A 19,657-nucleotide genomic window follows, 5' to 3' on the forward strand; every position below is an offset into this window, starting at 1 on the left:
GCTGCCGCGCCTCCAGTCCGGGCCTGGAGGCGCGCATCCAGCAGGCGCGACGGCGCGAGCCCCAGAAGCGCTCACGCAGGCGGCGTCGTGCCCGCACCCTCGGTGTCGTCCGCGCCCGCAGGGCCGGTGCCCGCCTGGTCGAGGTTCTCGTGCGGGTCGCCCATGTCGCCGGTCGCCTTGCCGGCGGGCGACAGCCCGAAGTGCTTGCGCACGGCGTTCGCCTCGCTGACTGACAGGGCGTTCCCGGCCCCGGGGGAGGGCGCGTCCTTGATCGCACTCTTCGTGTACCCGACGTGCAGGTCCGTGCCGTCGAAAGTGGCGTCCTCGACCGGCACGAGCGTGTGGTGACTTCCGAGCAGCCCTGTCGCGACACTGACGAACGCGGCGCTGCCGTCCTTGTCGGAAGGGAACACCTGCGCGACCTTGCCGACCGACGCGCCGTCACGGTCTCGGACGGGCGCGTTCTCGACCTCGTGGATCTCGTTCTTGGTAATCATGCGTGCAGTCAACGCTCCAGGGCTGACCCGACCGTGTCAGCGATCGTGAAGCGACCCCGAGGGCTTCACGGAGCACTCAGCGCGAGGCTGTCTCCGAGAACGACCCGCCCCAGAAGTTGTGACCGCCGAACACGACCTTCACCGGGACGGCCTGTGCCCGGTCGGAGACGTACCGGTACACGCCGCCGGGACGTGCGAGCCACAGGGCTCGTGCGGGTGTTGTGGATGTCGCCGCCGTGCGCAGTTCCACCAGGTACTGCCCGGAGGGGATCTGGAACTGTGCTGTCTGTTCGTTGTCGAGCAGGGTGGAGAACCTGGTGGAGAACGACGCTCCGGTCGTCGCGTTCGTCACGGTGGCGCTCGCGCCGCTGAGTTGCGCTGACGGGTCGCGGGAAGCCGAGGCGGCGTAGACGATCAGGTCGTAGTCGCTGTGCGCGTAGTGCCGCGACAGCGTTACCTGCGAAGCCGGGAGCGTGCCGCGGTGCTGGTACACCCGGGTCTTCCAGACCGCGGGCGACGAGGTTCCGCTGGCGTACGCCTCGATGCGCTAGTTCCCCGCGCCCAACCCGACGAACTGGTACTTGCCCGCACTGTCGGAGGTCGTCCGGATCACCTGCGAGGTGTCCTCGTTCCATGCGTACATGACGCGTCTGGCGGCGGGTCCGGTGGGGCCGACAACCTCGCCCTGCACGGTGGCGCCGACCACGAGCGGCAGGGTGACCAAGGCGGTCGAACCACTGCGAACCTCGATGTCCGAGCGGAGCCCGGGCGTGTAGGTATCGGCACCGTGCGGCGGGAGCTGCCGTGTCGCCACCGTGACCGTCTCCGGGGTGGGGATGCCGGTGAGCGTCGCGGTGCCGTCGTCATCGGTGGTGGCGTTCCCGACGACGGCGTCGGCGCCGATCGCTGCGAGTTCGACGTCCGCCAAATCGGATAGCGGTGCCGTCCAGCGTCGTGAGCTGCACCGTGATCGTTCCCAATCCGGCCGCGGTCGCTGGCGGCGCGAGACCGATCAGCGCTCCCGCTGCCAGTGCGACGACCCGTGTCGTCCCCGTGATCAGTCGCATCGCGTTTCCCGATCTTCCGCCAGTGCTGCGTTGGCTGGGACTGTACGCGGCTGGCGGACTGCGGGGAGGCGCATCGCGACTGGCGGTCACGGGGAAGCAGCTTCCGCCAACTTCTCGCGCTGGAGCATGTCGAGCATTGTCATCCCTCGGGCGAGGCCCGGGCACGGCCGCACGCTTTCGCCCCGCGTCTGGAGGCGACACGCCCGACTCGAGTCTAAAGTTGCGTATCTGATGTATCGAAAGTTAACTGCTCACCGTCGGCAACGCTGCCGGCTACGAGACCCGGCGTTGGGGCCGGAGAGTGAGGGGAAGTTTCATGAAGCAGCCGACCTACGGACGGATGGTCCCGATCGGCGCAGTTTGCGCGGTCGTCGCCACCTCCATCATTGGTGCCGCGCCAGCCAACGCTGTGGCCGCACCGTCCGCCGCCCGCGACGTTGCCGCTCCGCGAACGTCGTCTGCAGTGTTGTCGGCTATCCGCGCCGACCTCGTTGCTTCCGGAGCCTCGTCTGACGTCGCGGCTTTCGAAAACCTCAGCGCTGAACAGCGGCATGAGCTCGCGTCGTTCTTCTTGGATCCGGCTGTTGCGTCTGCCGCAACTGCCGCCTCCGACGAGAGGGTCCTTGGCCCTGTGACCGTTCGCACGAGCGGGGACTTCGAGTGGGGAGAAGTGGAACCGTCGGCGGCCGTGCGAAACGAAGATGGCGTCGGGGTGGGGACCAGGGCGGCATCGCGGTCGTCCTGGGGTACGCAGTGGTTCGCCTTCGCTGGAATCAGGCTCACCGAGACGAAGGTCGCGATGTCGTACGAGTACAGCGGCACCACGGCGAGGAAGATGCTCGGGTACTCGTGCACGGTTGTCAGGAACGTCCAGCCATTCACGCAGGTGACGACCTCCAAGAGCAGCGGCTACATCAGTGGCGGACAGGCCACCGCGAAGTGCAAGGTCGTCGTGAAGCGTGGCGTGCCGACCCCATGGGGAACGATTGCGTGGAGCACGTACTCCGCGGTCCAGCGGCTCAGCGCCAAGGGCAACGGCGCGATCACCTACAACCGCTGGGAGTGAACGAATTGACGTCTTGGACCGAGAAGTCGACCATGAACCCGCTCGTTCCGACCGCGCTCGACGGAGTGCTGATGACCGTGTCACTCATCGCGCTGTTCCTCGCACTCGCAGCGTTCATCTCGTTGATGCGATCCGGGTCGACCTCAGGCCGTCGCTTGATCGTATGGACACTTGTCGTCCTCTTCGTCCCGATCATCGGGCCGGCAACGTGGCTCATCGCACGGTGCCGCGAGCGGTCGAGCGAAGCCAACGGAGATGGGTTCGGCTCGTAGTGGTCGGAGCCGTCGTGCGAGATTCACGGACGCCATCTGGGCACTGGCGTGCGAGTCTTCGCGCACCCGACGGCTGGCGAGCGGTCCGCGAGCCCCGTGGGCCCTACGCCACCGCCTCCATGCTCGAGTGGGGGAGCATCACGAAGGGACTCGTGGGCACGACGGCTTGGCTCACACTCGAGGTCGAGCGGCCGGTCGTGCACTACCTCCCAGGCGTGCCCGACTCCGAGATGACCGTTGCGGACCTCGTCCTCCACACCTCGGGTTTGCCACGGCTGGCGGCTACGATGCGCGGCCGCCTGTTCGGCGACCCGTACCGAGAGGCCGTCGGCGTTCCCATCGAACAAGCAGTCGCGGTGCCGGTCGCACCCCGAGGGCAGTTCGTGTTCTCGAACCTGGGGTACGCGCTCCTGGGCGCGGTCCTCGACGAGGTGCACGGCGACTGGTTCGCCGCTGTGCGCCAGCACGTCCTCGACCCGGCGGGGATCAGCTCTGCGGCGCTCGTGCCAGCTCCGGCGGACCGGGTGGTGCCGAAGCTGTTCGGTCGCGCGATCAAGCCGTGGGCGCTCGGGGAGTCCTCGTTCGCGGCGGCAGGGGGCGTCTGGTCCACGTTCGACGATCTCTGTCGCTACGCCGACTGGGTGCTCGAACCTGAAGCGGGGCCCTCCCGCACGGTGAGCTGGCAGCGGGAAGGGGCATCGATCTGGATCAACGGCGAGGTGCGAGCGGCAGGAGTGGTGATCGCCAGCGCGGCAGGAGTCACCGCGGCGGTCCACGCGCTCGCAAAGGCTCCGCATGCGGCCGACGCTATCGCCACGGCGCTCATCGAGCGGGAAGTGCGGGAGACGTGCAATCGCTGATGACCGCACCGATGTCCGGCGCCCGCGGCCGACGCAGGCGAGAGGGGGTCTTCGCTGCCATCGCTGCTGCGTTCCCCGTCGTGGTCGAGGTCGCGGTCACCGGCGCCTGGTGGGATCGGTTACCCGAACGGATCGCGACGACGTTCGGCCCGGATGGCAGCCCGAGCGGGTACGGAACACCGTTGGGGACCGCCATCCTGCTCGCGGCGGTACAGGCGCTGTTCCTCGTGGCGGCTGTCGGGTCCGCTTTTGCTCGAGACCGGCGCAGAGGTCGCATCTCGTGTGCGGTCACCGCAGGGTTCGTCGCGGTGCTCGCGATGAGTTGGCTGATCATCGTGGGATTGGCGGCTTCGACGTTGAGTCCGACGGCTTGGTGGCTTCTCGCGGCGGTGCCCGCGTGGGCGTTCGTTCCGTACTGGCTGCTTCCCCTCGCGAGGGACTGAAAGCGGATCGCTGAGACGGCGACCGCGGTCGAGGGGCTGTGAAGGCGAGGGCAGTACCAACGCGACCTGCCGGCCGGACGGAAGCCGCGCCTCCAGGCCGGACCGAAAGCCGCGCATGCGGCGGACGCAACACGAACGGCGGCCCTCCACCTTTCGGAAGAGAGCCGCCGTGGTGTTTCGCGGCGATCAGCGGGCCGACGGGACCGCCGCGCCGACGAGCTCGGCCCGCACGATGTCCGCACCAGCGGACAGTGCACTGAGCTTGTCCAGCGCGGCATCTCGCGCGAGGGGAGCCATCCCGCAGTTCGAACTCGGGATGAGCTTGTCGGCATCGACGAACTCGAGCGCCCGACGGAGCACCTCCGCGACCTCCTCCGGAGTCTCCACGGTCTCGGTCGCGACGTCGATCGCGCCGAGCATCACCTTCTTCCCGCGGATGAGTTCGACGAGGTCGAGCGGCACGTGCGAGTGGATGCACTCGAGCGAGATGATGTCGATCGAGGACTGCTGCAGCAGCGGGAAGGACTGCTCGTACTGGCGCCACTCGGCGCCGAGCGTCTCCTTCCACTTGTTGTTCGCCTCGATGCCGTACCCGTAACAGATGTGCACGGCGGTCTCGGCGCGGAGCCCCTCGGCTGCACGCTCGAGCGCGGCCACGCCCCAGTCCTGCACCTCGTCGTGGAAGACGGTGAAGGCGGGCTCGTCGAACTGGATGATGTCGACGCCGGCGTTCTGCAGTTCGCGGGCCTCTTGGTTGAGGATCGTGGCGAACTCCCACGCCAGCTTCTCGCGAGACTTGTAGTGCTGGTCGGAGAGCGTGTCGATCATGGTCATCGGGCCGGGCAGTGCCCACTTGATCGGCCGGTCGGTCTGCGCGCGCAGGAAGCGGGCGTCGTCCACGAACACGGGCGCCCGGCGGCTCACGGCGCCGACGACGGTCGGGACGGCCGCGTCGTACCGGTCGCGGATCCGGACGGTCTCCTTGCGGTCGAGGTCGACTCCGTCGAGGTGCTCGATGAACGTCGTGACGAAGTGCTGACGGGTCTGCTCGCCGTCGCTGACGATGTCGATCCCGCGCCGTTCCTGCTCGTGGACGGCGGAGCGGAGTGCGTCCTGCTTGCCCTCGGTGAGTGCGGCGCCGTCGAGGAGCCAGGGGGACCAGAGTCGCTCGGGCTCGGCGAGCCAGGAGGGCTTCGGCAGGCTACCGACGATCGAGGTGGGGAGGAGAGAGCTCATGGGAGTGTCGGTCCAGTCGGTCAGAGGAGGTCAGCGGGCAGGGACGGAGTCGGCAGCGAACCGCGAGAGGAGTGCGCGGTGGGGTGTGACGAGGTGCTCCTCGGTCCACCGGCCCTGGGTGATCCCGAGGCGGCTGCGCTCCTCACGGTCGTAGGTGACCGGAGTGGGCGTGAAGTCGGTGTGGTCGAGCGTGGGGCGGTAGGTGCTCCCGGCCGGGGTGTTCGCGGCGTAGATCTCCGGGCGGTAGATCTTCTGGAACGTCTCCATGGTGGCGATCGTGCCGATGAGCTGGAGGTCCGTGTAGTCGACGGTCAGGTCGCCGCGCGTGTAGAACGCGAGCGGGGCCGACGCTCCGGCGGGCTGGAAGTACCGGACCCGCATGCCCATCCGGCCGAAGTAGTCGTCGGTGAGCGAGGAGTGCTCGTGCTCGTACTCGGAGCCGAGGACGGGGTGGACGTACCCGGTGCGGCGGTAGGTCTGGCTCGTCGAGACGCTGATGCAGACGACGGGCTCCGCCGTGAACTGGTCCCGGAACGCGGACGACTCCAGGAAGCGCTGGAAGAGGGCCCCGTGCAGCGCCCCGAAGTCAGACGGCAAGCCCGGCGATGACGGCAGCAGCACCGAGAAGTCGTAGTCGCGCAGGTACGACGAGAAGTTGTTGCCGAGGATGCCGTGGTGGCGCTCGCCGGTGTGCTGATCGACGATCGTGACGTCGAGCATCTCGAGCAGCGGGAACTCGGCATCCGACCCACCGTCGGAGAACGCGAGTGCGGCGGAGACGATGTCGAGTTCCAGGCGGTAGCGGTCACGCACCCCGGCGAGGTCGTTCGCGCGCCCGTCGATCATCGCCAGCGCAGCACGGAGGTTCTGCTGACGCTGCTCGCCGCGCGCGAGGTTGGCGAAGTTCGTGGTCAGCCGGGAGCTGTCGGCGGGGGAGTAGTCCTCGTCGAAGCGCGTCCTGGTGATGCTGAAGGTGAGGTCGTTCGCCATGGTCGGCAATCTGTTCGTCGAGCGGCCCGTGGGCACGGTGGGAAGGATGAATCGATCATGGCGGGAATGACGAGCCATCAGGTAATACCGAGACGCTATGCACCGGTATAGCCTCGGCCTATGGCCCGGGTCTCGAACGACATCACCCTGCAGCAGCTCCGGTACTTCATCGAGGTCGCGACGGAGGGTTCGATCAGCGCAGCGGCCGACCTGCTCTACGTGTCGCAGCCGACGATGTCCGCGGCGATGAAGGACCTCGAGACGCGGATCGGACGCCCGCTGTTCACCCGATCGGCCAGGGGCGTCGTGCTCACCGTCGACGGCGTCGAGTTCCTCGGGTACGCGCGGCAGGTCGTCGAGCAGGTCTCCCTTCTCGAGCAGCGCTACGTCGGCGGCCAGCGGTCGCGTCGGCTGCTCGGGGTGTCCGCCCAGCACTACTCGTTCGCGGTGGAGGCCTTCGTCCGGATGGTCGAGGGCGCCGCCGCGGACGAGTACGAGTTCTCGCTCCGCGAGACACGCACCTGGGACATCATCGAGGACGTCCGGACGCTGCGGAGCGAGGTGGGCATCCTCTACCGCAACGACTTCAACAAGCAGGTCCTCGGCAAGCTGCTGCGCGACGCCGGGGTCGTGTTCACACCGCTGTTCGTCGCGCAGCCGCACATCTTCGTGGCCAGGCGGAACCCGCTCGCGTCCCGTGCTCGTGCGACCCTCGCCGACCTCGCCGACCTGCCCCGGCTCACGTTCGACCAGGGCGCGAACAACTCCTTCTACCTGGCCGAGGAGATCCTGTCGACGATGTCGAGCAAGCGGGAGATCCGCGTCTCGGACCGGGCGACGATCTTCAACCTCATGATCGGCCTCGGCGGGTACACGATCTCGACGGGCCTCATCAGCGACGACCTCGACCCGGAGATCGTCGCCATCCCCCTCGACGTCGACGAACGCATCGAGATCGGCTGGATCGCACACGCCTCGGTGCCCCTCACCGTGCAGGCGCAGACGTACCTGGACGAACTGCGGGCGGTGGTCGTGGGCTACGGCGTCGAGCCGCTCGGCTGAGCGGGGCGTCGGACCGAGCTCACCGCCACCCTGCCATCTCCCGCTCGAACGTCTCCCGCGACCGGACGAGCAGTCCGCGCACCGTCGACACCGGCACCTCGAGCACCTCCGCGATCTCCTGGTAGGCCAGACCGTCGAGGTGCCGGAGCTCCCAGCACCGTCGCTGGGTCGCCGGCAGCCCGGCGAGCACCCGTCGCGCGCCACGGACGAGCTCGGCACGTTCGGCGACGACGGCGGGCGCCCATTCGCCCGGCGCGGCGTACGTCTCGTCCAGTTCGGTGCTCGACTGGTTCGTCGCGCACCGCAGTCGGTCGACGCTCCGCCGTCGTGCGGTGGTCACGAGCCAGCCGCCGATCGCTGCGACGTCGTCGATCGTGTGCAGGTGCTCCCAGGAAGCGAGGAACGTCTCCTGGACGACGTCGTCCGCATCGGCTCGGGAGTGCAGGATGCTCATCGCGGTCGCGCGGACCAGTCCGGCGTGGCCGCGCACGATGGCGGCGAAGTCGTCCGGGGTGGCGACGGGTACGGGCATCAGCACGGTGGTTCCGATCCTGGGAGGTGGTGCGGGTGCCGAGGGTTCGGAGGAGCGGTACCTGCGGGCAGGGGGCGGGGATACCCCAGAGGATGGGACAGAACGGCCGTTCTCTTGTGTGTCGGTGCCCGGTGGCACTCCGGATCGGGGGACAGGTCGGTCCGGGGACGGGCGTTGTCTGGGAAGTCGATGGGTGATTCCGACGACGTGTGACTTCCGCGCGGGGAGCCCCGTCTCCTCCCTGAACAGCACCCGCTGGAACGCCCGGCGGGACGACCGGAAGGAAACGACATGACTGACACCGCGACCCCCAACACGATCGCCGGCACCCGCGCGGCCGCGAACCACTCCGCCGGCTCGAACCCGTCCGGCAAGACCGTCATCGACGACACCGTCGTCGAGAAGGTCGCCGGCATCGCCGCCCGCGAGGTCAACGGCGTGCACTCGCTCGGCAGCGGCGCGGCCCGCGCGATCGGCGCGATCCGTGACGCGATCGGCCAGCGCGACCTCGGTCAGGGCGTCAAGGTCGAGGTCGGCGAGAAGCAGGTCGCCGCGGACGTCGTGATCGTCGCCGAGTACCCGGTCCCGCTGCAGCAGGTCGCCGACGGCGTGCGTTCGTCGGTGTCCCGTGCGCTGACCCAGATCGTGGGCATGGAGGTCGCGGAGGTCAACGTGACCGTCCAGGACGTCCACATCCCGGGTGACGACGACGCCGACGACAAGCAGGAGTCGCGCGTCGAGTAACCCGCTCGCGGGCGCTCTCGCCGGCGCGTTCCCTGACCCACCCCTTCCCTGCGGCAGGACGCGCAGCGTCCTGCCGCTCATCACGAGGAGCCCTCCATGGCGAAGAAGAACGGCAAGCAAGCCGTCAGCACCTCTACATCAGAACAGCGCCGCGAAGACGCCGCCGAGTGGTCGCCGCTCGCTCGGTACGCGTCCGAGTTCTTCGGCACCTTCCTGCTCGTGCTCGGCGGAGTCGGCACCGCGCTCTTCGCGGCGAACGTGCCGAGCGCGACCGACAACCAGCAGGGCGTCGGCTACCTCGGCGTCGCACTCGCGTTCGGTCTGACGCTCGTCGCCGGCATCTCCGCGGTCGGGCACATCTCCGGCGGCCACTTCAACCCGGCCGTGACCCTCGGGCTCCTGGCTGCCGGACGGACCAACGCGCGCCACGTGGCCGGCTACATCGTCGCGCAGGTCGTCGGCGGCGTGGTCGCGACGAGCATCCTCGCGGCGGTCCTCAGCGGCAAGTCCGGGGCCTTCGAGGCCGCTCGGGAGGGCGGGTTCGCCTCGAACGGCTACGGCTCGTCGAGCCCCGGCGGCTACGGGCTCGGTTCCGTGTTCCTGACCGAGGCCGTCCTGACCGGTGTGTTCATCGCGGTGATCCTGTCGATCACCGCCAAGAAGGAGTACGCGGCGGTCGCACCGCTCGGCATCGGCCTCACCCTGACCCTGATCCACCTCGTGAGCATCCCGGTGAGCAACACGTCGGTGAACCCGGCTCGCTCGATCGCCGCTGCGGTCTACGGCGGAGCGACGCCGCTCGGGCAGCTCTGGGTGTTCATCGTCGCGCCGATCCTCGGCGCCGTGATCTCCGGACTGATCGTCCGGTTCGCCGGGCGGGGGCGGGTCACCGGCTGAGACCGGTGAGCGCTGAGACCGGTGAGCGCTGAGACCGGTGAACCATGACGGGAGGCGCGGTGCCAGCTGGCACCGCGCCTCCCGTCGCGCCGTGTGGCCGGTTCAGGCGATGGTGCTGCCGCCGTCGACGAGGAGCTCGCTGCCCGTCATCCCGGAGCTCTGGTCGGACACCAGGAACAGGACTGCGGCGGCGACCTCCTCCGGTCGCAGGAGTCGGCCGAGCGGCATCCCGCTGGCCATCTGTGCCAAGAGGGCGTCGCCGTTGCCCGGAGCGAGCCCCTTCAGCCCGGGCGTCTCGGTGGGCCCCGGGACGACCGTGTCGATCCGGATGCGCCGCGGTGCGAGCTCGGCTGCCCACGTGCGGGTGAGCGTGGCGATCGCGGCCTTCGAGGCACCGTAGAGCCCGAACGACGGCTCGGTGCCGGAGGCCGCCGTGGACCCGGTGACCACGATCGCGGATCCCTCGCGCAGGAACGGCAGCGCACCCTGCACGGTGAGGGTGGTGCCGCGGACGTTCGTGCCGAAGGTCGCCTCGAAGTCATCCGCGGTGACTTCGGCGAGTGGCTTGAACTCTCCGATCCCGGCGTTGACGTGCACGGCGTCGAGGCCCGACCCTCGCTCGGCGACGGCACGGAAGACCGTCGCGATGCCGTCCGCCTCGGTGGCGTCCGCGCGGATCGGGGTGACGGCGTCGCCGAGTTCCCCACGGAGGGCGTCCAGTGCTTCCTGGCGCCGTCCGGTGACGAAGACGTGCGCCCCTTCGTCGACGAACCGGTGCACGACCGCGAGCCCGATCCCCGACGTCCCGCCCGAGACGAGCGCTGTCCTTCCCTGCAGTGTTCCGGTCATGTCGTCCTCCGATGTGAGTTGTTGACTGAATGATCCAGAACGGTACGGCATAATGGACGGATCAGTCAACAACCGATGCGCAGGAGTTCTCGATGCCACGACCACGCAAGTTCGACGAGGCCGACGTCATCGAACGCGCCCGACGCACCTTCGCCGAGACCGGGTTCGAGGGCACGTCGCTCGACGACCTGCTCGAGGCGACCGGGCTCGGGCGCCAGAGCCTGTACAACGCGTTCGGGGGCAAGAAGGAGCTCTTCATGCGGGCGTTCCTCAGCGACACCGCGGGGGCCGTCGACGCCGTGAAGACCGTCCTGCAGGGGGCCGAGTACCCGATCGCCCGCATCCGCACGCAGCTCGTGTCCTCGGCGATCGAGCACGGTGCAGCCCAGGGACCGCCGTCGTTGCTGCTCCGCGCGGCGGTCGAGCTCTCCGCCCGTGATCCCGAGGTCGCGGCGACCGTCACGCAGGCGTTCGATGCCATCCGCGCCGACTACACCGCGTGCATCGTCGACGCGCAGGAGGCCGGTGAGATCGACGCCGACGCCGATGCCGATGCGCTCGGTACCTACTTCTGCGCGGTCATCGAGGGGATGGGCGCGATCGGCCGCGTCGGGACGTCCCGCGCAGCGCTCCTGCAGGTCGGGCTCACCAGCCTCGGTGTCGTGCCGATCACGCCGCTCGGGCACGAGCACCTCGGGACCGCGGACGGCCCCTGGACCTGACGCGCAGCGTACCCGCGCCGACGCCGGGTCACCACGAGCTCGGCCGGTAGTCCTTCAGGAAGACGCCGAACAGGTCCTCGCCCGCCTCGCCCCGCTCGATCGGGTCGTACACGCGGGCGGCCCCGTCGACGAGGTCGAGCGGCGCGTGGAAGCCCTCCTCCGCCAGCCGGACCTTCGTCGGGTGCGGCCGCTCGTCGGTGATCCACCCGGTGTCGACGCTCGTCATCAGGATGCGGTCGGTCTCGAACATCTCCTGCGCGCTGGTGCGGGTGAGCATGTTGACGGCGGCCTTGGCCATGTTCGTGTGCGGGTGACCGGGCCCCTTGTAGGCGCGGCCGAACACGCCCTCCATCGCGCTCACGTTCACGACGTAGGTGCGGTCCGCCCCGCTCGACGCCATGGCGGGGCGGAGTTTCGAGATCAGGATGAACGGCGCCGTGGTGTTCGCCAGCTGCACCTCGAGCATCTCGAGGGGGTCGACCTCGTCGACGGCCTGCGTCCACGAGTTGACGTCGTGCAGGTCGGGGACGAGGCCACCGGCGTCGATGGCAGTGCCGGAGGCGAGGCGTTCGAGCGAACTCGAACCAGGAGCCATCGCCTGCTCGGTGAGTTCGTCAGCCCGAGCGGCGGCGGCCGCGAGGATCGGGTGCGCCGTGACCGAGCGGGCGAGTGCCTGCGGGTGCTGGTCGTTCGTGTGCCCGAACGTCACCAGCTCGGGCAGCGGCCCGTCCGGCAGCGGTGCCAGCTCGGCGTCGACGAGCGGCTGGTACGCCCCGGTGGAGCGGCGCACGGTCTGCGTGGCGTTGTTGATCAGGATGTCGAGGGGATCGGCCGCGGCGACGTCCTCGGCGAGACCGATGACCTGGGCAGGGTCGCGGAGGTCGATGCCGACGACCTTGAGTCGCGAGATCCAGTCGGCGGAGTCGGGCAGGCTCGTGAACCGGCGTACCGCGTCGCGGGGGAACCGCGTGGTGATGGTGGTGTGGGCGCCGTCGCGCAGGAGCCGGAGCGCGATGTACATGCCGATCTTCGCGCGGCCGCCGGTCAGGAGTGCCCGTTTGCCGGTCAGGTCGGTCCGGGCATCGCGCTTCGCGTGGCTCATCGCCGCGCACGAGGGGCACAGCTGGTGGTAGAACGCGTCGACGACCGTGTACTGCTGCTTGCACATGTAGCAGGGGCGCGACTTCAGCAGGGTCCCGGCGGTGGACGCCGTCGTCGCGGTGCTGATTGGGATCCCGCGGGTCTCGTCGTCGATCCGGTCGGAGGCTCCGGTCGCGGTGGCGGCGATCACGAGGCGGTCGGCCTCGGCGATGACCGCGCGCTTCTCGAGCCGGTGGGCGCGCTTGACGGCCTTGAACATCTTCGCGGTGGCCTGGCGCACCCGCACGAAGTCGGGGTGTGCCTCGTCGATCGACGTCATCTGCTCGAGCACCCGGAGCGTGGCGTCGAGGTCCTCGGGGAGGATGCCGCTGGGGTCGGAGCGCTCGGAGGTCACACGAGATCTTACGGTGATCAGACCGCGACGAGCTCCCGCCCCAGTGCCGCCACGAAGTCGTCGATGTCCTGCTCGGAGGTGTCGAACGCGCACATCCAGCGGACCTCGTTCCGGCTGGCGTCCCAGTCGTAGAACCGGAAGTGCTCACGGAGTCGGTCGGCGACACCGGCCGGCAGCGTCGCGAACACCCCGTTCGCCTGGGTCTCCTGGCTGAACGCGACACCGGTGATGCTGCCGTCGGCGATCCCGGCCTCGAGCGCGCCGCGGAGCCGCGCGGCCATGGCGTTGGCGTGCCGGGCGGACCGCAGGTAGAGGTCGTCGGTCAGGAGGGCGATGAGCTGCGCCGAGACGAACCGCATCTTCGAGGAGAGCTGCATGTTCATCTTGCGGAGGTAGTGCAGCCCCTCGGACGCGGCGGGGTTCAGCACGACGATCGCCTCGCCGTACAGCAGCCCGTTCTTGGTGCCGCCGAAGCTCAGGACGTCGACGCCGGCGTCGGTGGTGAAGGCCCGGAGCGGCAGGCCGAGGGTGGCGGCGGCGTTGGAGATGCGCGCGCCGTCCATGTGCAGCTTCATGCCGAGCGGGTGGATGTGGTCGGCGATCGCCCGGATCTCCTCGGGCGTGTAGGCGGTGCCGAGCTCGGTGGTCTGGGTGATCGACACGACGAGCGGCTGGGCCCGGTGCTCGTCGCCCCAGCCCCAGGCCTGCTCGTCGATGAGCGCCGGGGTGAGCTTGCCGTCGGGGGCGTCGACGGTCAGCAGCTTGATGCCGGCGACCCGCTCGGGCGCGCCCGCCTCGTCGGTGTGGATGTGCGCGGTCGAGGTGCACACGACGGCGCCCCAGCGCGGCAGCATCGACTGCAGCCCGACGACGTTGGCCCCGGTGCCGTTGAACACCGGGAACGTCTGCGACTGCTCGCCGAAGTGCGACGCGAACACCTCCTGCAGACGCGCCGTGTAGACGTCCTCGCCGTAGGCGATCTGGTGGCCGGCGTTGGCCGCGGCGATCGCGTCGAGGATCTCGGGGTGGACGCCCGCGTAGTTGTCGGAGGCGAAGCCCCGGAGGTCCAGGTCGTGGAGTCGAAGGGTCACGGAGTCATCCTAAGGAGCAGCGGGCGTGGGGAGCGGATCAACGAGGGGTGAGCGGGAGCCGGACGCCGTTGACGTCCGCGGGCGGTGCCGACCACAGCCGGACGACGGCGTCGCCGAGCTGCTCCTCGAGCCCGGCGAGCACACCGACGACGAACACCGTGGCCGCCGCGGAGTCCGGCGCGTCCTTCCGGAAGCCCTGCGCGACGGCCCGGACCCAGGCATCGGCCGCGGCCTTGGCGGCGGCGTAGTTCGCGGCGCCGGCGGTGGGCGACTCCACCGAGGTGGACGAGACGATCGCGAGGCGTCCGGCGGGCGAGGCGACGAGGTCGTCGGCGAACGCCCGGGTCGTGTTCCGCAGGGTCCGGAAGCCCCGGTCGAGGAAGTCCCAGTCCTCGTCGGACTGCCCGGCGATGCTGCCGCCGCCACGCCAGCCGCCGACGAGGTGGACCAGGCCGTCGACGCGACCCGACGATGCGTGGACCGCTGCCACCAGCGCGTCGACCGCGTCGGGGTCGGCGAGGTCGCACCTGTGGGTGGTGACGTCCGGGACGGCGGCGCGCAGTGCCTCCAGGCCGTCGGCTCGTGCACCGACCGCGACGACGGCCGCCCCGGCGGCGGTGAGCGCCCGCGCGACCGCTGCGCCGCTGGTGCTGGTCGCCCCCGCGATCAGCACCGCGCGGCCGCCCACGGCCCCCGCGCTCACGCGGCGGCACCCAGGACCGCGGAGGTCCCCGTGATGCCGGCCGTTGACGCGATCACCGCAGCCATCTTCTTGCCCAGTGCCTCGTAGAACATGGACAGCGGGAACTCGTCGTCGAGCACGGCGTCGGTGTAGCCCTTCGGCGGTCCGGCGAGGGTTTCGTCGGGCAGCCCGCGCGCCCAGCGCGACGCCGGGTGCGGCGTCAGCGTGCGCGTCAGCATCTCGTGGGCGGCGAGCCAGTGTGCGACCTTGGGGCGGTCGATCGAGCGCCGGTAGAGGTCGTTGATCTCGTCGCTGAGCGCGATGACGACGTCCGGGACGGCGTCCCAGTCGATCGTGAGCTGCGTGTCGGTCCAGTGCAGCACGTCGTGCTGGTGCATCCACGCGAACAGCAGCTGCCCGCCCAGCCCGTCGTAGTTCCGGACGCGACTGCCCGTGATCGCGAAGCGGAAGATGCGGTCGAAGACGACGGCGTACTGCACGAGACGCGCGTGGTCGCGGATCGCGCGCTGCGCGTCGGACAGCTCCCCGTCGGGGCGCGCGGACAGCTCGCGTTCGAGCCGGACGGACTCGCGGAACGCGGTGAGGTCGCAGCGCAGCTCCTCGAGCGAGTACAGGAAGAACGGCATCCGCTGCTTGATCATGAACGGGTCGAAGGGCAGGTCGCCGCGCATGTGCGACCGGTCGTGGATGATGTCCCACATCACGAAGACCCGCTCGGTGAGCTCCTGGTCGTCGAGCATCGCGGCCGCGTCGGCGGGCAGCTCGAGCTTGGTGATCTCCGCGGCGGCGCGGACGACCCGGCGGTAGCGGGCCGCCTCGCGGTCCTGGAAGATCGCGCCCCAGGTGAACGTCGGGAGCTCGCGCATCGCGACCGTCTCGGGGAAGAGCACCGCCGAGTTCGTGTCGTAGCCGGGGGTGAAGTCGACGAAGCGCAGGGCCACGAACAGCGCGTTGCCGTGGTCGCCGGCCTCGAGTTCGGCGATGAAGTCGGGCCAGATCACCTCGACGAGGAGCGCCTCGACGAACCGCGAGGAGCTGCCGTTCTGCGTGACCATGGGGAAGACGACCAGGTGGCCGAGCCCGTCGACGCGGTGCTGCTGCGGCTGGAACGCGTTCAGGGAGTCGAGGAAGTCGGGCACACCGAAGCCGTCGGCTTCCCACCGCGCGAAGTCGCGCTGCAGCGCGGCGAGGTACGCGGCGTCGTGCGGGAAGTGCGGTGCCAGTTCCGTGACTGCCTGGAGGATCGTGGCCACGTCCGCGGACGCGGCACGGTGGTCCGACGGGTCGGGTACCGAGCCGTCGTCCGTCTGCACGGCACGGAACGACACGACCGCGTCCCGCAGCCGCAGCCACGCGGGGTGCGTCGCGACCTCGCGCACGGGCAGGCGGTCCTCGACGACCTCGGGCTCTCCGACGATGGCGTCCTGCGTGAACCCCTGGACGAACTGCGACATGTCGAACCTCCCGTCATCGGGTCGGCCGCTGCGGTGCGGCGGGATCGTGCGCGGAGCGGATCCTGCTTCTGAGCCTAGGGAAAACCCGGGTGCGGAAAGCTGCCTCTTCGTGGCGGAATGGTGCGCGTCCAGGTCGGATCGCACCGATACCGTTCGTCCCGCGCAACAGTTCGTCGCTCACGGTCTGCGGCACCGGGCGCGCCCGGCCCGTTCCTCCCGAGATCAGTGACCCTCGCTCGTCCCGGCACCGTCGATGTCCTCGACCCAGTCCCGAACCGATCGGAGTGCCTCGTCGAGGGTCAGGTCGAGGCCTGCCTCCGCAGCTGGCCTCGCCCAGTCTCGCGACCAGGTCGATCGCGCGAAGATCGGCGGAGGCCATGTCCGCGGCGATCGACCCGCGGCGGCGGCAACTGTTGCGCGCGCCGAGAAGATGCTCGTGCAGGCACGCTTCAGATCCGAGAGTCCAGCCGACCCGGGGAAGAATGCTCGCCGGATCTGCACGAGGTCGACGATGTCTCGGACCCGATCGTTCGGACGTTCGTCGGTGTCCGGATCAGTTGCAGCGTGCAGTTTCTGTCCAACCTGGTACGCGAGCGTGATCCCGGCGATGCGGTCCGGCGAATCGATGCCGAAGAACGCGAGGCTCGGGGCCGGGAACGTCTCCACTTCGTCCGAGACGCCACCTTCGCCGAAGCTGACCTCGATCGGGATGCGTCGGAACGCCTTGCCGTGCATCTCCAACCGGAGGTCGAAGCGGCGTGGTGTCGTCGCGGCACGCGCGTTCGCTATCTCGCGCACCTCACTTCGCCGAATCGTGAATGGCCCCCACGGCTCAGCGATCGCGGCATCGAGCGCGCCGAGGAATGACGTTTCGGGACCGCGGAACAACGTGTCCACGTCGCGGGTGCTCCGGGCGTTCGGTTCGAGACGGTGCTCCAGGTAGGCGCCGCCCTTCATCGCGAACAGCGTCCGACCGTCCGCTCCTGTTGCTCGCTGCAGGACCGCGATCGCGACGGTGGAGGCGATGATCCAGGTCAGTCGGTCATGCGGGACGCCGACCTGCTTCGCAGCGTTCGTGACCCAGCCGTTGAGGATCCCGACCGAACGGGGCGCCCGTTCCTTGCCGGGGAGCGAGTTGAGTGCGGCGTCCGTCACAGCAGCGCCAACGCCGACGCCGCTTCCTCGTGCTGCTCGGCCGTGATCTCGCCTCGTCGTGCAGCGGTCACCGTGGCTTGTTCGAGGAGATGGCGGGGCACCCCGGACTGCATCCCCTGCCAGATCGCGGTGTCGGCGGTGACGCTCCGCATCCCTTCCCACCACCTGACTTCGGAGGGCGTGAGATCGAGATGGTGAAGCGCCACCCGGTCGGTCTTCCGGCGGATCCTCGATCGACGCGGGACGGTCACGTGGATCGCGGTCGGGTTGACGTCGCAGAGGTCGAGAGCCAACAGGGCAGTGTCGTGCGAGAGTGCCGCGTCGCGGACACCCGTCGAGAGCAGTGCCCGCATGAAGTCGTCTCTCCCCGTCACGGGGAGCTCTCGGAATCGGTAGACGCCGTGCGCCACGTGTTCGAGGCGGCCTCGGTGCGCGAGCTTGCGGAGCGCGGTCGGGTCGACGCCGACGTCTCGCGCGTCACTGGTCGTGATGAAGCCGTACTGCTCGACCGCAATCGGCCAGAGCTCATCTCGTGCCGTCACTGCCGTACCTCCACCCTGCCGAAACCGTACCAAAATCGGTACGGTTTTGACAACAGGGGCGCTCGAGTAGGGCGATTTGACCGACTCCATGGCAACTCCTCTGCTCGCTCGCATCGCACCGTGGCAGACCGGAACATCACATGTCAAGGCTGTTGAGCAATTCCGAGTCTGCGCACGGCGACGATTCCGGCCCGGAGGCGCGGGGCGGGCCGAACGCGCCTCCGGTCCCGCGCATCGGCGCGTCCGCGCGCCAGCGCGTCCGGGCGTCATGCGCGTCGCTCGTCAGAAGCGGGTGGACCCGCGCAGCCGGCGCGGACGTCCGTCCGGATCGACGGCCAGACGCGCCGCCGGGGCGGCCCACAGGCGCTGCACCGCGGACACCGGCTCGGGGACGTGCTGACGGATCCGGCCGGGCGGCCGCGGCCCGGGCCGCCCGTCCTCGTGCCAGTGGTCGAGCGCCCGTGCACGGGACCGCCAGAGCGCGAGGAGTTCGGCGCCGGAGCCCTGCAACTGCGGGTCGTCCGGCGTGGTCGCCAGGTGTTCGGCCCAGAGCTGCGACCGGAGGTCACGGGCGAGGGACCCATCGCCCGGGGTCTCGTCGACGACCGCGCAGGTCAGTTCGCTGTCCGTCGTCCACGAGCGGCGGTTGAAGTTGTCCGACCCGATGGTGAACCAGGTGTCGTCGACGATGCACACCTTGGCGTGGATGTAGATCGGCCGGCCGTCCTCGTGCTCGAGGTCGAAGACGCCGACCCGGTCGGGAGCAGTCCGGCGGAGGGTCTCGATGGCGTCGATCTGGCCGAGGCGGCTCGGTGGACCGCTCAGGACGCCGTCGGAGTTCGGGTACCGCGGGACGAGCACGATGACGCGCAGCTCGGGGTTGTGCTCGAGCGCCTCCGCGATCCCGGTCGCGACCTCGCGTGACCACAGGTACTGGTCCTCGATCGAGATGAGGGAGCGAGCCTGCCGGAACGCCTTGGCGTAGGCACGCGCGATGCTCCGCTCTCCCTCGGGTGCGAACGGGAACGGTGGTCGCTTCACGCCGTAGGTCCGGAGCAGCTGGACCGCGTGGTCGCCGGCGGGCGGTGGCGGGGGCGTCCGCTCGGGGAGGGGCTCGGGATGGCGCGGCATCCGGGTGAGCCGCTGCAGGAGCATCCGGTACGGAAGGCTGCGGTCGAGCGGGTGCGGGTCGTCCCACCGCTCGGCGAAGACGGCGCGGACGTCCGCCACCACCGGACCGCGGAGCTCCATTGAGGCGTCGTGCCAGGCGGGCCGCTCCCCGTACCGGGCGTCGATCGACACGTGCTGCGGGTCGCCGGCGTGGGCGGCGTCGTCGCGTCGACTGTGGCAGAGGTCGATCCCGCCGACGTAGGCGACGTCCCTGGCGGGGTCGCCCGCGTGCTGGATGACGAAGAACTTCTGGTGGTGCGATCCGAACACCCGGACGCGCTGGTCGAGGAGGACCTCGCCGCCGGCCTCGTTGATCTTCCGTCCGAGGAGCTCGTTCGCCCGGGCACTGAGGGACGCCGAGACGCGCTCGCCGTGGGAGCGCCAGATGAGGCCACGGACCTCGACGCCCGCCCGCGCACGGTCGGCGAGCAGATCCCCGATCGTCGGCCCGTCAGCCAGGAGCCGTTCGTCGGCGTCGCCCCGCCAGTCGGTGAACCACACGCGGTCGCCGGGGCCGAGCGCGGACAGCTCCGCGTGCAGCCGCTCGAAGTACGGGGCACCGTGCACGAGGGGCCGCACGGCGTTGCCCCCGGACCACGCGGTCGCGTCACCGGCACCGGAGTGCACGTCGGTGGCGGTGTTGCCGCGTTCGTCGCGGGCGAGGAACCAGTGGGCCGGGTCGGTGGGCACTCCTGGAGACTACGGGGACGGCCGGCGGGCGGGCTCGGATGGGATGGTGGGGGCCGTCCGGGCTGTGGAAGCCTTCAGACCGCCCTGCCGGTGGGACGGGATGCGCACTCTCCCCGGACC

22 protein-coding genes are annotated in these 19,657 nt (G+C 69.8%); 8 read left to right on the plus strand and 14 right to left on the minus strand.

Annotated elements, in window-relative coordinates; all coding sequences use genetic code 11:
* Positions 1–71 precede the first annotated feature (71 nt).
* From BLT36_RS09535 to BLT36_RS09545, 3 genes are all read right to left on the minus strand, one after another.
* Positions 72–497: a PRC-barrel domain-containing protein gene (locus BLT36_RS09535; protein ID WP_092094632.1), complete on the minus strand. Its 426-nt coding sequence runs from the start codon at positions 495–497 to the stop codon at positions 72–74.
* A gap of 76 nt (positions 498–573) precedes the next feature.
* Complete coding sequence (locus BLT36_RS09540) at positions 574–990, minus strand: hypothetical protein (protein ID WP_092094634.1); 417 nt, start codon at positions 988–990, stop codon at positions 574–576.
* Between the two features lie 54 nt (positions 991–1,044).
* Complete coding sequence (locus BLT36_RS09545; protein ID WP_092094636.1) at positions 1,045–1,425, minus strand: hypothetical protein; 381 nt, start codon at positions 1,423–1,425, stop codon at positions 1,045–1,047.
* Between the two features lie 455 nt (positions 1,426–1,880).
* Here BLT36_RS09545 and BLT36_RS09550 point away from each other — a divergent pair, with 455 nt between their 5' ends.
* From BLT36_RS09550 to BLT36_RS09565, 4 genes are read left to right on the plus strand one after another with little or no spacing between them, the layout of a single operon-like run.
* Entirely contained in the window at positions 1,881–2,630 is a 750-nt protein-coding gene (locus BLT36_RS09550) for a hypothetical protein (RefSeq protein ID WP_139166429.1), read from the plus strand.
* A 32-nt stretch (positions 2,631–2,662) separates the two neighbouring features.
* Positions 2,663–2,902, plus strand: coding sequence for a PLDc N-terminal domain-containing protein (locus tag BLT36_RS19175; protein ID WP_217638288.1), 240 nt, complete (start codon positions 2,663–2,665; stop codon positions 2,900–2,902).
* Entirely contained in the window at positions 2,794–3,762 is a 969-nt protein-coding gene (locus BLT36_RS09560) for a serine hydrolase domain-containing protein (protein WP_092094642.1), read from the plus strand. Before BLT36_RS19175 ends, BLT36_RS09560 begins: the two co-directional genes overlap by 109 nt.
* Complete coding sequence (locus BLT36_RS09565) at positions 3,762–4,205, plus strand: DUF1648 domain-containing protein (RefSeq protein ID WP_092094644.1); 444 nt, start codon at positions 3,762–3,764, stop codon at positions 4,203–4,205. The genes BLT36_RS09560 and BLT36_RS09565 overlap by 1 nt, the downstream gene beginning before the upstream one ends.
* A 186-nt stretch (positions 4,206–4,391) precedes the next feature.
* Here BLT36_RS09565 and BLT36_RS09570 read toward each other — a convergent pair whose 3' ends face one another.
* Together BLT36_RS09570 and BLT36_RS09575 are read right to left on the minus strand one after the other, a co-directional pair.
* Positions 4,392–5,441, minus strand: coding sequence for a methionine synthase (locus tag BLT36_RS09570; protein WP_092094646.1), 1,050 nt, complete (start codon positions 5,439–5,441; stop codon positions 4,392–4,394).
* Between the two features lie 30 nt (positions 5,442–5,471).
* The gene (locus BLT36_RS09575; RefSeq protein WP_092094648.1) at positions 5,472–6,431 is read right to left on the minus strand and encodes a putative oxygenase MesX; all 960 of its coding nucleotides are present in this window, start codon (positions 6,429–6,431) and stop codon (positions 5,472–5,474) included.
* Between the two features lie 120 nt (positions 6,432–6,551).
* Between BLT36_RS09575 and BLT36_RS09580 the strand changes: the two genes are divergently transcribed.
* Complete coding sequence (locus BLT36_RS09580; protein ID WP_092094650.1) at positions 6,552–7,493, plus strand: LysR family transcriptional regulator; 942 nt, start codon at positions 6,552–6,554, stop codon at positions 7,491–7,493.
* Positions 7,494–7,512: 19 nt separating this feature from the next.
* Here the strand turns inward: BLT36_RS09580 and BLT36_RS09585 are convergent, their stop codons facing one another.
* Complete coding sequence (locus BLT36_RS09585; RefSeq protein WP_139166430.1) at positions 7,513–8,025, minus strand: RNA polymerase sigma factor; 513 nt, start codon at positions 8,023–8,025, stop codon at positions 7,513–7,515.
* Between the two features lie 291 nt (positions 8,026–8,316).
* On the opposite strand from BLT36_RS09585, the gene BLT36_RS09590 reads away from it, so the two are divergent.
* Positions 8,317–8,769 carry an Asp23/Gls24 family envelope stress response protein gene (locus BLT36_RS09590; RefSeq protein WP_092094654.1) on the plus strand — a complete coding sequence of 151 codons (453 nt, stop codon included), beginning with the start codon at positions 8,317–8,319 and terminating at the stop codon, positions 8,767–8,769.
* A 96-nt stretch (positions 8,770–8,865) separates the two neighbouring features.
* Complete coding sequence (gene aqpZ, locus BLT36_RS09595) at positions 8,866–9,666, plus strand: aquaporin Z (RefSeq protein ID WP_092094656.1); 801 nt, start codon at positions 8,866–8,868, stop codon at positions 9,664–9,666.
* Positions 9,667–9,768: 102 nt separating this feature from the next.
* Here the strand turns inward: aqpZ and BLT36_RS09600 are convergent, their stop codons facing one another.
* The gene (locus tag BLT36_RS09600; RefSeq protein ID WP_092094658.1) at positions 9,769–10,515 is read right to left on the minus strand and encodes an SDR family NAD(P)-dependent oxidoreductase; all 747 of its coding nucleotides are present in this window, start codon (positions 10,513–10,515) and stop codon (positions 9,769–9,771) included.
* A gap of 92 nt (positions 10,516–10,607) precedes the next feature.
* Between BLT36_RS09600 and BLT36_RS09605 the strand changes: the two genes are divergently transcribed.
* Positions 10,608–11,237, plus strand: coding sequence for a TetR/AcrR family transcriptional regulator (locus tag BLT36_RS09605; RefSeq protein WP_092094660.1), 630 nt, complete (start codon positions 10,608–10,610; stop codon positions 11,235–11,237).
* Positions 11,238–11,265: 28 nt separating this feature from the next.
* Here BLT36_RS09605 and BLT36_RS09610 read toward each other — a convergent pair whose 3' ends face one another.
* From BLT36_RS09610 to BLT36_RS09640, 7 genes are all read right to left on the minus strand, one after another.
* The gene (locus BLT36_RS09610) at positions 11,266–12,732 is read right to left on the minus strand and encodes an SDR family NAD(P)-dependent oxidoreductase (protein WP_092094662.1); all 1,467 of its coding nucleotides are present in this window, start codon (positions 12,730–12,732) and stop codon (positions 11,266–11,268) included.
* Between the two features lie 17 nt (positions 12,733–12,749).
* Entirely contained in the window at positions 12,750–13,823 is a 1,074-nt protein-coding gene (locus BLT36_RS09615) for a threonine aldolase family protein (RefSeq protein WP_092094664.1), read from the minus strand.
* Positions 13,824–13,860: 37 nt separating this feature from the next.
* The gene (locus BLT36_RS09620) at positions 13,861–14,526 is read right to left on the minus strand and encodes an SDR family NAD(P)-dependent oxidoreductase (RefSeq protein ID WP_254787543.1); all 666 of its coding nucleotides are present in this window, start codon (positions 14,524–14,526) and stop codon (positions 13,861–13,863) included.
* Positions 14,523–15,980, minus strand: a complete 1,458-nt coding sequence (locus tag BLT36_RS09625; protein WP_092094666.1) for a DUF6421 family protein — start codon at positions 15,978–15,980, stop codon at positions 14,523–14,525. The genes BLT36_RS09620 and BLT36_RS09625 overlap by 4 nt, the downstream gene beginning before the upstream one ends.
* Before the next feature lie 222 nt (positions 15,981–16,202).
* Entirely contained in the window at positions 16,203–17,135 is a 933-nt protein-coding gene (locus tag BLT36_RS09630; protein WP_092094668.1) for a nucleotidyl transferase AbiEii/AbiGii toxin family protein, read from the minus strand.
* A complete protein-coding gene (locus BLT36_RS09635) occupies positions 17,132–17,767 on the minus strand; it encodes a type IV toxin-antitoxin system AbiEi family antitoxin domain-containing protein (RefSeq protein ID WP_175529589.1) in 636 nt (211 codons plus the stop codon). The genes BLT36_RS09630 and BLT36_RS09635 overlap by 4 nt, the downstream gene beginning before the upstream one ends.
* A 192-nt stretch (positions 17,768–17,959) precedes the next feature.
* Positions 17,960–19,537, minus strand: coding sequence for a phospholipase D family protein (locus BLT36_RS09640; protein ID WP_139166432.1), 1,578 nt, complete (start codon positions 19,535–19,537; stop codon positions 17,960–17,962).
* Positions 19,538–19,657: the final 120 nt, after the last annotated feature.

It is taken from the genome of Curtobacterium sp. UNCCL20, assembly GCF_900101675.1.
GTDB lineage: Bacteria > Actinomycetota > Actinomycetes > Actinomycetales > Microbacteriaceae > Curtobacterium.

Excerpts from the sequence above, each read along its gene's own strand:
- BLT36_RS09535 (WP_092094632.1), bottom strand. The coding sequence starts at position 497 with ATGATTACCAAGAACGAGATCCACGAGGTCGAGAACGCGCCCGTCCGA.
- BLT36_RS09550 (WP_139166429.1), top strand. The coding sequence starts at position 1,881 with ATGAAGCAGCCGACCTACGGACGGATGGTCCCGATCGGCGCAGTTTGC.
- BLT36_RS19175 (WP_217638288.1), top strand. The coding sequence starts at position 2,663 with ATGAACCCGCTCGTTCCGACCGCGCTCGACGGAGTGCTGATGACCGTG.
- BLT36_RS09560 (WP_092094642.1), top strand. The coding sequence starts at position 2,794 with ATGGACACTTGTCGTCCTCTTCGTCCCGATCATCGGGCCGGCAACGTG.
- BLT36_RS09565 (WP_092094644.1), top strand. The coding sequence starts at position 3,762 with ATGACCGCACCGATGTCCGGCGCCCGCGGCCGACGCAGGCGAGAGGGG.
- BLT36_RS09570 (WP_092094646.1), bottom strand. The coding sequence starts at position 5,441 with ATGAGCTCTCTCCTCCCCACCTCGATCGTCGGTAGCCTGCCGAAGCCC.
- BLT36_RS09575 (WP_092094648.1), bottom strand. The coding sequence starts at position 6,431 with ATGGCGAACGACCTCACCTTCAGCATCACCAGGACGCGCTTCGACGAG.
- BLT36_RS09580 (WP_092094650.1), top strand. The coding sequence starts at position 6,552 with ATGGCCCGGGTCTCGAACGACATCACCCTGCAGCAGCTCCGGTACTTC.
- BLT36_RS09585 (WP_139166430.1), bottom strand. The coding sequence starts at position 8,025 with ATGCCCGTACCCGTCGCCACCCCGGACGACTTCGCCGCCATCGTGCGC.
- BLT36_RS09590 (WP_092094654.1), top strand. The coding sequence starts at position 8,317 with ATGACTGACACCGCGACCCCCAACACGATCGCCGGCACCCGCGCGGCC.
- aqpZ (WP_092094656.1), top strand. The coding sequence starts at position 8,866 with ATGGCGAAGAAGAACGGCAAGCAAGCCGTCAGCACCTCTACATCAGAA.
- BLT36_RS09600 (WP_092094658.1), bottom strand. The coding sequence starts at position 10,515 with ATGACCGGAACACTGCAGGGAAGGACAGCGCTCGTCTCGGGCGGGACG.
- BLT36_RS09605 (WP_092094660.1), top strand. The coding sequence starts at position 10,608 with ATGCCACGACCACGCAAGTTCGACGAGGCCGACGTCATCGAACGCGCC.
- BLT36_RS09625 (WP_092094666.1), bottom strand. The coding sequence starts at position 15,980 with ATGTCGCAGTTCGTCCAGGGGTTCACGCAGGACGCCATCGTCGGAGAG.
- BLT36_RS09635 (WP_175529589.1), bottom strand. The coding sequence starts at position 17,767 with ATGGAGTCGGTCAAATCGCCCTACTCGAGCGCCCCTGTTGTCAAAACC.